The sequence below is a fragment of the Fischerella major NIES-592 genome (assembly GCF_001904645.1).
GTDB lineage: Bacteria > Cyanobacteriota > Cyanobacteriia > Cyanobacteriales > Nostocaceae > Fischerella > Fischerella thermalis.
The window spans coordinates 1-12,940 of record NZ_MRCA01000005.1; the positions used below are offsets into that span (position 1 = coordinate 1).

The 12,940-nt window shown below is 38.2% G+C and carries 8 protein-coding genes; 3 read left to right on the top strand and 5 right to left on the bottom strand.

Annotation, left to right across the window (positions count from 1 at the left end):
- Window positions 1–65: 65 nt before the first annotated feature.
- From NIES592_RS10945 to ppsA, 5 genes are all read right to left on the bottom strand, one after another.
- The gene (locus NIES592_RS10945; RefSeq protein WP_073555742.1) at window positions 66–1,241 is read right to left on the bottom strand and encodes an ATP-binding response regulator; all 1,176 of its coding nucleotides are present in this window, start codon (window positions 1,239–1,241) and stop codon (window positions 66–68) included.
- A 152-nt stretch (window positions 1,242–1,393) separates the two neighbouring features.
- Window positions 1,394–1,840: a response regulator gene (locus NIES592_RS10950; RefSeq protein WP_073555743.1), complete on the bottom strand. Its 447-nt coding sequence runs from the start codon at window positions 1,838–1,840 to the stop codon at window positions 1,394–1,396.
- Window positions 1,788–4,091, bottom strand: a complete 2,304-nt coding sequence (locus NIES592_RS10955) for a sensor histidine kinase (RefSeq protein ID WP_073555744.1) — start codon at window positions 4,089–4,091, stop codon at window positions 1,788–1,790. Before NIES592_RS10955 ends, NIES592_RS10950 begins: the two co-directional genes overlap by 53 nt.
- Before the next feature lie 521 nt (window positions 4,092–4,612).
- Entirely contained in the window at window positions 4,613–6,082 is a 1,470-nt protein-coding gene (locus NIES592_RS10960; RefSeq protein WP_073555745.1) for a dolichyl-phosphate-mannose--protein mannosyltransferase, read from the bottom strand.
- Between the two features lie 17 nt (window positions 6,083–6,099).
- Window positions 6,100–8,628 (bottom strand): phosphoenolpyruvate synthase, encoded by a 2,529-nt coding sequence (ppsA, locus tag NIES592_RS10965; RefSeq protein ID WP_073555746.1) that lies wholly within the window; start codon window positions 8,626–8,628, stop codon window positions 6,100–6,102.
- A 700-nt stretch (window positions 8,629–9,328) separates the two neighbouring features.
- Here ppsA and NIES592_RS10970 point away from each other — a divergent pair.
- The 3 genes from NIES592_RS10970 (at window position 9,329) to tpiA (ending at window position 12,902) form a co-directional block, all read left to right on the top strand.
- Window positions 9,329–10,558 carry a hypothetical protein gene (locus tag NIES592_RS10970; RefSeq protein WP_073555747.1) on the top strand — a complete coding sequence of 410 codons (1,230 nt, stop codon included), beginning with the start codon at window positions 9,329–9,331 and terminating at the stop codon, window positions 10,556–10,558.
- A gap of 368 nt (window positions 10,559–10,926) precedes the next feature.
- A complete protein-coding gene (locus NIES592_RS10975) occupies window positions 10,927–11,979 on the top strand; it encodes a tellurite resistance TerB family protein (protein ID WP_062246314.1) in 1,053 nt (350 codons plus the stop codon).
- 197 nt (window positions 11,980–12,176) lie between these two features.
- Complete coding sequence (tpiA, locus tag NIES592_RS10980) at window positions 12,177–12,902, top strand: triose-phosphate isomerase (RefSeq protein WP_073555897.1); 726 nt, start codon at window positions 12,177–12,179, stop codon at window positions 12,900–12,902.
- Window positions 12,903–12,940: the final 38 nt, after the last annotated feature.

Here is a 12,940-nt window from a genome sequence, read left to right on the forward strand (position 1 = left end):
TATCTCAATGGTCAGCTTACTACCTGATATTTTTGCAAAGGTGAGATGCTCCCGAAGGAATCTGATTAACTTTTAATCAAAGGTAGCGTCACTGTAAACGTTGTACCCACTCCCACTTCACTATTAACTGTAATATCGCCTCCGTGTGCTTCTAGACACTTTTTCACAATTGCCAAACCCAAACCAGTACCAGGAATTGAGCCAACATTATTAGCACGATAGAAGGGTTGAAAAAGTTGTTTTTGATCTTCTAAAGGAATACCAATACCTTCATCTTTAATATTGAAAATTACAGTTTGATTTTTAAACCTTAATTCAAAATAAACAATACTATCTGGATACGAATATTTAATAGCATTACTAAGTAAATTTCCTAAAATATGCCGCAATAAATTCTCATCGCTCAATATTTCAGTTGGTTGTCCAGTAGTTGTAAATACAACTGTAATACGTTTATCAACAGCAATTAATTGGGCATCTTCAACTAATTGATGACAAAAATCTTGTAAATTCAGTAAAGTAAATTCCCGCTCAAGTCTACCGGAATCAGCTTTACCCAATAGGGAAGCCTCATCCAATAGTTGTGTCATATTTTTAATGGCAGAACGAATAAGTTTGTAATGATTGAGCTTTTTTTCTGTAGATAGTTTGTCACCACTGTTTTGTAGCAAACCCGCCGCCAATAAAATGGTATTTAAAGGATTGCGGATGTCGTGGGAGAGCATAGAAACAAATTCGGATTTAAACTGATTGAGTTGTTGGGCTTTGATTAACTCTGCTGTTCTTTCTTCTACCCGCATTTCTAAGGCATGATTGATTGCGCGTAATGATTCTAAAGTATGCTTGCGCTCGATCGCATATCTTAAAGCACGAATCAGTACTTCTAAATTCACCTGTCGCTTGACTAGATAATCTTGCGCTCCCTGGCGTACTGCTTCTATGGCAAGTTCATCATCGTTGGTATTTGTTAATACTACAATTGGTACAGTAGGAGCTTGGCTAATCAACGGTGGAAGTGAGCTTAATCCTTCACTATCTGGTAAAGTCAAATCCAACAGAATCACATCAAAATCACAGCTTATTTCATTACAATTACTGAGTAAGGACAAAGCATCTCCCAATCTCTTGACGTTGAGAAGAGTAAATTTATGAGACTGGGCTTGCTTCAAAAACTCTTGTAACAATCTAGCTTCCGCCAAATTGTCCTCAATCAATAAAATTTTGATTGAGCTTGCAATCATAGTGTGGTTTGGGAATTGGGTATAGGGGATAGGGGATAAACAGATGGGAGATAAGGGGGACAAGATATTTTGGATTTTGGATTTGCGATTTTGGATTTCAATCTAAAATCCAAAATCTAAAATCTAAAATTCTTTCTGATCTTCGGTCTGTTTTACTCTGATGGTAAAGTGACAGTAGACAACCAAAAATCTTCTATACCTTTGACGATTTGGAATAGTTGATTGAGGTTGCGGGATTTGGTGATGTAGCAATTCACATGCAAGTCATAGCTATGGAAGATATCTTCCTCGTTGTGGGAAGTTGTCAGCACGACTACAGGGATGCGTTTCAGTTTGGGATCAGTTTTAATTTCAGCCAGAACTTCTCTACCATCTTTTTTGGGCAGATTCAAATCTAAGAGGATCAAATCAGGGCGGGGTGCATCAGCGTACTCGCCCTCTTGGCGCAAATAAGCCATAGCATCCATACCATCTCTAACAGTAATAACCTGGTGTGGTATCATGCTATTTTTTAAGGCTTCTTGAATCAGACGGATATCGGCTTTATTATCTTCGACCAAAAATATGGTTCTGTGCTTTTCGTCCGTTCCTGCGTTCACGATCGCGTCCTCCCACGGGAATAGTAAAGTAGAATGTTGCACCCTCACCAAGTTTTGATTCTACCCAGATACGTCCCCGATGACACTCGATAATTTTTTTGCAGATAGCTAGTCCCATACCAGTACCTGGGTACTCATCCCGCGTATGCAGGCGTTGAAAGATAACAAAAATGCGATCGCGGAACTGTGGATCAATACCGATACCGTTATCCCGGACTGAAAATAGCCATTCGTCCTCTAAGCGAGAAGCACCGATATGAATTTCTGGTGCTTGATTACTGCGGAACTTGATAGCATTCCCTATCAAATTTTGGAACAATTGCATCAACTGAGTACCATCAGCCATGACGGTTGGTAACTGATCATGGGTGATCACAGCACCCGTTTCGCTGATGCGTTTCCGCAAATTAGTTAAAGCACGTTCTAAAGCTGTTTCTACATTCGTCAGTTCAAATTCTATTGCCTGCATATCTACTTTCGAGTATGCTAGCACATCATCAATTAACGTCTGCATCAAGCTAACTCCCTCGACAGCAAAACTAATAAACTCTTTTGCATCTTCGTCGAGTAATTGCTCATAGCGCATCTCCAGCAATTGCACGTAGTTTGCTACTTGGTTCAACGGTTCTTGCAAATCATGGGAAGCGACATAGGCAAACTTTTTCAATTCCGCGTTAGAAAGTTCTAAATCATGCGCTAACTGTGCTAATTCATCAGCTTGGCGCAGTACAATATTGACGATTGCTTTTCGCAATTCCAATGCTGCTTTCACTTCCACTGCTTGCCAACGTAAAGAAGTTAAGCGAACCGTTTCTTTCCACAATTCAAAAGATTTACGCGGACACAAGCGCGTATTTCCATCGGAAGTATTCACCTCAAACGCCCGATTTGGATCACCACCCCAATTCACAGTTTGAATAACTTCAGGGCGGAACCACAACACGTAATTCTGTTTAGAAATTGGAATTGCTAGTAAACCACTAGCCACATTTTTAAAGTTTTGGGCATCTGGATAAAGACGTGGCAGAGAATCGGTATAAAATACTTCTTCTTCTACATTATTTTTTAGCCATTGGACTAAAAAATTTAAGTCTTCTTCTTTGGGAGTTTCACCAATTAAAGTGTAATTACCACCAAAACAGATTGCTGCACCTTGAGCATTAGTTAAATCTAGTAAATTTGGTTGATGTTTAACTAATCCATCAATAAAATTTTCTTCTTGGGACATATATTCAACCAATGCTGATTGGATATATGTCAGCCGCATCCTGTAGTCATAATCTTCAGTTTCTTCTCGATCTGCAAGTTCTGAAAATATCACTCTACCCAAGAATTCGCAAGCTTTCCGCATCTCATAAGAGACGTATTTAGGTGTTTGGTGATGACAAGCAATTAACCCCCAGAGTTTTCCTTCTTTAATTAAAGAAATAGTCAAAGAAGCACCAACACCCATATTATGTAAGTATTCAATATGGCATGAATAAGGGCTTCTGAGAATAGAATTTGTTAAATCTGGGCGACGCTGGCTTAAGGGATTAATAGCAGGGAAAATTTCTACAGGATCGGCATAAGTATCTGGAATGATCCTAATCCAATTAGATGCAAATAATTTTCTTGCTGGTCTAGGGATATCCGACTCTGGATAATGTAAACCCAGATAAGATTCCATAGTTGCTAATTTTTCTTCAGCAATCACAGAACCATGCCCATCATCATCAAATTTATATAGCATTACTCGGTCAAATCCTGTGACTTTCCGGACTTCTTGCACAAGAATTTGACAGAAATCGTGGAAATTTCCCGTTTCTTCTAATTTATTAATAGAAGCTCTTGCTAAATGATAGAAACTTAAAAATGGAATATTTTCTTGAGAGAAAGCAAGTTCTAATTCCAAAATCAAAAATCCATCTGCATTGCGGTGGAATATGCCGTCAAATACTATATACTCATCACCCTTAACTCTTGCCCAAATTTTTGTGGGATTGATCATGTCTAGACTTTCTTGTAAAAGTCCAGCTTTAATTTTCTCAATTTGAAACGGATCAAGTAAATCTTCTAGTTTTTTTTGCAGCATATTTTCGGGAGTTATCCCAAAAACATCGTAGGTATTACTGCTGACTTGCAATATATTTAACTCTGGTTCTTCTAAAACCAGAAGCACTCCGTGGGGTTGAATTTGACTAATATTATGAATTGATGGTTCTTTTAAGCTTGTTAAGTTTAGACTTTGCAATTCAAATTCCATTACCATCACGATCCTCCTCTTTCCTTGCGGATCATCAAATCTTTAACGATTAGGTTTAGCATTCTAACTAGATTAACTTTTGTAACTTATCTTTTAATCGCAGTTATAGTTAGAGCCAGACAACAGGACAACAATCTTCCTAAACTGGTCAAGACAGAAAATTTTGCTTGAAAGATAGACTTTTGACTTCCTTATCTGCTTTTACAGTACTTCCCAATCACATTGCGTTCTCAGTCTAACAAACAGAACAAAAGTATTTAGCTAAAAAAGATTAAAAGTAGTTTATTGTTACACCTATAAAATATGTATTTTAATTGACTTGTGATAACTTTTATTTCAATTATTTATTATTTATAAATGCTTTTCAAATACTTACTCTAGAGGCGTAATAACAGAAAATCTAAACATAAATGCATATAGATAAAACATCTGTGTTTATCTGTGTGCATCGGTGTTCGTTATAATCACAAAATATTGGGTATAACCACAATATCGCCCGTAAGTAAATTGCGGTCGAATCTACAAATCTAAATCCAAGAACTAAACCACATCCGCAATTTATAGCCATGAGGCGAAAGAGGTAAAGCTAAATAAAGCGGTAGCCAGAAAACAAAAGCCGTCAAAATCATAAAAGTAATCGTAACGCCCACAGCCCGGAGTAGCTTATAATAACTGCCAAGACATTGATCTACAAACCAAGCGATCGCCATAAATGCGAACACAACAGCTGTCATGTAGTGATAAATGAAAAGACAGCGAGTTACCCCTACCCAAGGCAGCAAATTGGCAGCATAATTTAAAACCAAATATAAAGCAATCCAAGTATCAACAGAAAGTATTGGTGTGGTGGTAAAACGCTTTTTCTTAACCAGAAAACTTACAGCTTGCCACCCCAACATTAGTAATAACAATAGCAGAGCAACGACACCAAACCACCACAAAAAGGGATTTCCCATTGCATGGACATCATAGATGACTTGACCAAAACCTTTTGGCAAAGGTGGACCGACTACAGGTAGAGGTTCTTTGAGACTAGTTGCTGTTTCATATAAATACGCCATTGGTCGAGTCAACAAGGGCCATTTATACCAAGCAGCACAGTAAGGGTGGACTGTGGGACTGTTACCACCTAAACGTTCATGAAACAACAAAATTTGTTGATGAACTTGGAGAAAATTATATCTTTTATCTATTAATAAATGAGGAATCCAAATCAAACTATAGATTAATACTGGGATAATTCCTAAATAAAATCCAAAGCTAACAATATTTAGCTGCGTCAAGTTTTGTAATGGAGATTTTTCTGGTTCACTTTCCCACAAATTACGGCTTTCTCTGGAAGTATTTGCATTACTAATTATTCCTATTATTTTCCATCCCCAGGCAAAAATCCAGATGAGATAAGTACCCAGAAGAAACCACAAACCGTTCCATTTTGTCGCAGCAGAAGCACCAAAAGCAACGCCAGCTAATACCAGGTAAAACCTGCGCTGTTGTCTATGGTTTGCCAATGCTAATAAGAACAACAATTGTCCTAGTAACCCAAAGACAACTATATATATATTGATCAGAGCATAGCGAGACTCGACAATAAATATACCGTCACAAGCTGTAAACAAACCTGCCAGTAAAGCAAAACTACGACGCTGGCTTAATTGATAAGCAATTCCTGTGATAATTAAGGGAATAAATGAGCCAAACAGAGCATTAATCCAACGATAACTCCAAGCCGGGCGCAATGAACCTGTTAACCCATTGACTTGATCTTTCCACCAGGGAATGCGATCGCTAATCCACATTCCCAAAGCAATTATCAGCTTACCTAAAGGCGGATGACCATCAAAAAATGGGGTATGGGTGAGATAGTTACTGCCGAATTTAGCATAGTAAACTTCATCAAAAACAAGATGACCAAATCTCCCTAATCCCCAAAATCGCAGGGAAAGTGATAGAAGAAATATACCTACAATGCCTATCCAAAACCACTTTTTAGTCATTGGTCATTAGTCATTTGTTAGTTGTTGGTGGTTGGTGGTTGTTTGTTGGTCGTTGTCACACTCCCCACACTCCTCCCTAATTCCTCTACTTTCGCCACTTCTAGCATGGTCTTCAGCACAGAATCAGGGTTGAGACTAATTGAATCAATTCCTTGTTCCACCAAAAACTGAGCAAATTCTGGGTAATCACTGGGTGCTTGTCCGCAAATACCTATTTTGCGATTATGCTTTTTCGCAGCAGCGATCGCCATTTTCACCATCCGCTTTACCCCTTGACTGCGTTCATCAAACAACCGTGCTACTAACGCTGAATCCCTGTCTATTCCTAGTGCTAACTGAGTTAGGTCATTAGAACCAATCGAAAAACCATCAAATACCTCAGCAAACTCCTCGGCCATTATGACATTATTAGGCAATTCGCACATCACATAAACTTGCAAGCCATTTTCACCCTGTTTTAGGCCATTTTTTGCCATTTCTGCCAACACTAACCGTCCTTCATCGGGAGTGCGACAAAAAGGAATCATGGGGATGATGTTCACTAAACCCATTTCTTCCCGGACTCTTTTGATCGCCTGACACTCTAGAGCAAAACCTTCGCGATACCCTTGATCATAATAGCGGGCTGCTCCTCGCCAACCTAGCATGGGGTTTTCTTCTTTGGGTTCAAATTGTCTACCACCGAGTAAATTGGCATACTCATTACTTTTAAAATCTGACATTCTCACAATTACTGGTTTGGGATAAAATGCTGCTGCAATTCTGCCAATGCCTTGGGCTAATTTATCAACAAAATACTGCGGTTTGTCATCATAAAGAGCAGTAATTTCTCCTATTTTTTCTTTGACAAATTGGTCTTTTACTTGGTCATATTTAATCAATGCCATTGGATGAGTTTGAATATGATTGGCAATAATAAATTCAGTCCGCGCCAAACCAACCCCATCATTGGGAATAGCAGATAAACTAAAAGCTTCCTGGGGATTACCTACATTCATTAAAATTTGGGTGCGGGTACGAGGTAAGTCTTCCAAAGCAACTTCTTGCACATCGAAAGGTAGTAATCCTGGGTAAACTTTTCCTTCTTCTCCCTCAGCACAAGAAACTGTCACCTCTTGACCAGTTTTGATCACTTCTGTAGCATTGCCACATCCGACAATAGCAGGTACACCAAGTTCCCTAGCAATAATTGCGGCGTGACACGTGCGTCCCCCTGAGTTCGTGATAATTGCACGTGCGCGCTTCATAATTGGTTCCCAATCAGGATCCGTTCTATCTGTTACCAAAACTTCCCCTGGTTGGAATTGGTCAATTTTACTGACTTCGGAAATTACTCGTGCTTTACCTTGACTAATAGCCGAACCAACAGCCCGTCCCGTTACTAGGGGATGGGGTGAAAGTTTCTGTTCACCTCCCCAACTCCCAACCTCCCCATCTCCCAATCGGAGTCTATAAGTCCGCAACACATTCTGGCTTTTCTGAGATTGCACTGTTTCTGGACGTGCTTGCACAACAAATAAATCGTTGGTAATGCCATCTTTTGCCCACTCAATGTCCATCGGGGTGTAGACACCGTGAACTTGGGAATAATGGTCTTCAATTAAACAGCCCCAACGTCCTAGTTGTAAAATCTCATCATCTGTAAGGGCAAATTTATTTTTTTCGCTAGTTGTAACTAGGACATTTTTAGTAAATTTAGTGCCGTCATCATAAATCATTTTTAATTCTTTGCTGCCCAATTTTTTATCAATAATTGAGCGGAATCCTGCTTTTAATGTCGGTTTAAAAACATAATATTCATCAGGATTAACTGCCCCTTGGACAACATTTTCTCCTAAACCATAGGCAGCTGTAATGAGTGCTGCATCTTTGAAACCTGTCTCGGTTTCAATGGTGAACATTACCCCAGCAGATGCTAAATCAGAACGCACCATTTTCTGTACACCGACGGCGAGAGCAATGTTAAAGTGATCGAAGCCTTTAATGTGACGATAAGAAATTGCGCGATCAGTAAATAAAGAAGCAAAGCATTTATGACAAGCTGCTAAAACTCCCGCAGTTGTGGTGACATTGAGGTAGGTTTCTTGTTGTCCAGCAAAACTAGCATCAGGTAAATCTTCGGCGGTAGCACTAGAACGAACCGCTACATCTGTATCCATATAATACTGTTGACACAGAGTTTGATATGCTTGGGCGATCGCATCTCGCAATTCTGGTGGAAATGGTGTGTGGATTAGTAGCGATCGCGCTTTTTTACCTCGTTCTCGTAAATTATTAACATTATCAACATCCAAGTCAGCAAACAATTCGCGCAACTGCGCTTCTAACCCAGCAGACTCGATGAAATAGCGATAAGCATAAGCAGTGGTTGCAAACCCCATTGGCACATTCACACCTTTAGGTGTTAACTGCTGAATCATCTCACCCAAAGATGCATTTTTTCCACCAACTAGCTGGATGTCATTAATACCAATTTCATTGAACCAGAGAATGAGTGATCGTTCTTTGGTAGTTATGTGAGAAGTTTCTTTTATAACTGTAGACACTAGTATTTACTCCTAGTAAATTCTTTGATTTCTACTCAATTGAGTTTATCGATATATCATAATCAATCTCTTTATATTTCGTAATTTACTCCATATTTTATTGGGGATCACTATATCCAAAGTTATAGAACAAATATTATTTAAGCTTATAGTTTAATTTTGCATTTGATAAATTATGGATGAAAGGTCACGTCACCCGGTAATAGATAATTGCTAATAACTGATTCTAAGTTTCCCTCTTCCACTCAATTTACCTCAAACTTAAATCCGAAATGACATTTATCCATGCTGTATATACATATAAATCATCTTGATAAATAGTCTCTTATCTGGTTGGTAGCTTATGTGTTTGATTATTTAACAGAAATCTATAATCACATAATTGAAATTCTTGCAAGAAAAAATGCAGAATTAGCATTTACAAATACATTAGTTACACATTGTAACCACTTCTTACTAAAAATAGCTACTTTTTTTGATTTATGATAATCATTAAGTTTATTACTGATTGTAGCTTAGTAGATGTTTGACATTACGTAAAATAGGGAGTAAGACTAAATCACAAAGATTACTTCATATACCCTAGAGTAGAAATTTAAAATTAACTAAAAATATCCTATATATATGTAATGTCAGATATTTACTTTCACAATCAATCAACAACTCAATAAATACAACAAATTACTCATTCTATTGATTTATGATAAATAACCAAGATAACAAAGTTAAATTTCCTCAAGGGCGTACGGCATTTATTATTATCCACGGCGTAGGTGAACAAATACCTTATGAAACAGTAGATTATTTTGCTCAAAATTTAATCAAACACTATCAAGGGCAAAGTTTACCTATTAAGTTAGAACACTTAATTGCTAAGCGAAGACTAGCAAATGGCAATCCTTGGATAGAAAGCTTTGTACGTGTTAGCTCTGCTGAACTTCAACCAGATGATTTTATAGATATTCATGAATATTATTGGGCAGCTGATACGGAAAATAAAATTAGCGTACCGGAAGTATTACAATGGACAGAACAGACACTACAAGGGACAATTGCCTTTTATAGTCGAGAGGAAAATCAAGATAAATTAGACGAAATTTTGAAAGAAAATAAATGGAAGAAATTTTTTAAATATCGCTTACGCTGGCTAACTATATTTTTACGACTATTTAATATAGTATATCCTTGGTTACGATTGATTGTTTGTATATTACTGCTGTTATTAAATCCATTTCTGCATGGTCAATTTCTCCAACCAGCTTGGAAATTGAGTAGAAAACTAGTTACTCCATTGCTAGTTAATTTTGTGGGAGATGTTGCTATCTACACTACTACTAATGTAAAATCTCCTTACCATAAAATTCGTGGACAAATACTAGCAGAATCATTAGCATTGCTGAAAGCTATTCTCAAAGATAAAGAAGCAAATTACGACCAAGTAATTATAGCTGGGCATTCTCTCGGTAGCTGTATTGCTTACGATACCTTAAATCTTTTATGCATAGAAGCAAGCCTATCCAAAGATAAAGGTAAAAGCTTACTGGTTGATAAAATTACAGGCTTAATCACTTTCGCATCTCCATTAGATAAAATTGCTTTTTTCTTGAGAGAAATGGCACAGCAACATCAATATATTAGACAGAGAATTTTAGAACACTTAAATTCTTTTCGTGTGAAGCCTTTATATATTCAGATAACTCCATACTTGACTAAAAATCCAGTCGAATGTCAACTAGAAAAAGTCCGTTGGGTCAATTATTATCATTTACAAGATCCAATCAGTGGTCATTTAGATTATTACAACAGTTTAGATAACGTTTTGCTGGAATATGAAACTTCATGGGGAGAAAAAGCACATTTAGGTTACTGGACAGATCCAAATTTCTACAAAGATATTGCCCAACGTTTTCTAGAAACTAAAAATGAGTAGTACAGTTATTCATTAGATCTCTTGCAGAAGCAATTTTTCAAGAGGTAGGGTAAAGGAAAATTCCATTTCTTTCACCCTGCCCTTTGCACCTGATCCCCACTGTGCGAACACCTCGATTTTCCTTGAGAGAACTCCACCTTACCCTTTCATTAATGGTATAACTTACGGCAAGACCTTTGCTGAACATAGTATGTCCATATAAAGTTTAGTGATTGATGGTTTGTAAGAAGATTAAGAATGGGTTATTAACCTACAAATTCAATTATTACTACTTATAAATTATTTTCTATTTGAGCCTAACAATTGAAGACTAATGACTTCAGGCATTGGTAAACTACCCAATAACACCAGACAACGGAGGAAAAATCATGGGTAAGTACGATAAATTTTTTGAATCAGAAGAGGTATTGGAAGAATCACTCACTCCCAATGAAGCAGTCGCAGCAGTCGCTATTGTGACTGCGATTGCTGATTCTTCCATAGAAGATGTGGATGCAGATCTATTAACGGATATTCTCTGGGGGTTTGAGGTTTTTGACGAATATTCCGATGATGAATTATTAGAAATGATCGATAAACTGCTAGCGCTTGCTGAAGATGAAGGAGTCGGAACACTTTTTAATACTGCTTATGAATCCTTGGATGATGAATTAATACCAGATGCTTTTGCTGCGGGGGTGAGTATGCTGGTGGATGAAGAAGAACTGCGTATCCCCAGAGGGAAAGCAACTCTACTCAAGAAACTACAACAAGCCTTAGAACTAGAAGATGAAGAAGCCAAGGAAATTGTAGACGAAGTTATTACCGCTTTTGAAGAAGCAGAAGACGAAGAATTACTCGATGAAGACAATGAACCATTACTAGAATCAATGTCTAGCCAGCAAATATATGAGTCACCTGCTGGTAATTTTGCAGTCCCTGTTCCATCTAGCCTGCAACAGGGTGCTAGAATTGATACTCAAGAAGGAGTAGTGACTTTTTCTGATGATCTTGGTTCCTTATTCCGAATCGATTATAGTCCCCTGCCCACTCAACAAATGGATGACATGGAAGCTGTGGGACAGGAGGAATATTTAAGGTCTATTCTTTTGAATAAGTATGTACCTAGTGCGATCGCATCTAATTTAGCGGATGCTTCTGTGGATTACACGCAATACCTACCAGATATATTAGAGGGCGCTTATTTCGCATTAGTGAATATGCCCGAAGGTTCAACAGTTCCCAAAACAGGGAACAATGGTACTGCCATTAAATGTGATGCCTATCGAGGACTATTAGCATTTATTGATGGAGACTTTTTGTATATAGTCAGTAGCCAACGTAGCTTTTGTGATGGTGAGACTCCTAAGAGTGTCAAACAAGAAGCCGAAAATCTTAAGCAGCAGATTATCAGTTTCGTGGATACTATCGAGTTTACTTAGTTTTAGTAGGCGATCGCACTTCATAATATTCCAATTCAGAAGGTGGTTTGTTGTGAAAGTCGCCTTCTGTTTTTGCTTGGGAATATAAGGAGACACGGAAGACAAATGGCAAATGACCAAAAATTTAACAAATGATTAACAAAAAGTCCTAAACTGAAGATTGCATTGTGTATAGTTTTGAGCTTGACGAATCACCTGTGCGGAAAATAGTAATTGCCGGAAACTGGAAAATGTTCAAAACCCAGGTAGAGTCCCAGGAGTTTCTCAAGGGATTTCTGCCTACCTTAGAAGATACCCCCCAAGATAGAGAAGTGGTATTGTGTGTACCCTTCACTGATTTAAATGTTTTATCTAAAAGTTTGCATGGTAGCCGTGTACAACTGGGGGCGCAAAATGTCCACTGGGAAGACAGTGGTCCCTATACGGGTGAAATTTCCGGACCGATGTTGCAAGAAATCGGGGTACGCTATGTAATTGTCGGTCACAGTGAACGACGCCAGTATTTTGGGGAAACGGATGAAACCGTCAATTTACGCCTGAAAGCTGCTCAAAAACATGGTTTGATTCCGATTTTATGTGTAGGCGAAACTAAACAACAACGAGATGCGGGGGAAACAGAATCACTGATTATCAGTCAGCTAGAAACAGACTTAGTAAATATCGATCAGGGTAATTTGGTGATTGCTTACGAACCAATTTGGGCGATTGGTACTGGCGATACCTGTGAAGCCAGTGAAGCCAATCGAGTCATCGGTGTTATTCGCAAGCAATTAAAAAACCCTAATGTGCCGATTCAGTATGGCGGTTCAGTCAAACCGAATAATATTGATGAAATTATGGCTCAGCCAGAAATCGATGGTGTGTTGGTGGGAGGAGCAAGTCTAGAACCAGCAAGTTTTGCCCGGATTGTGAATTACAAGTGAATTACAAGTAGTGAGGTGGGCAATGCCCACCTAGCCTA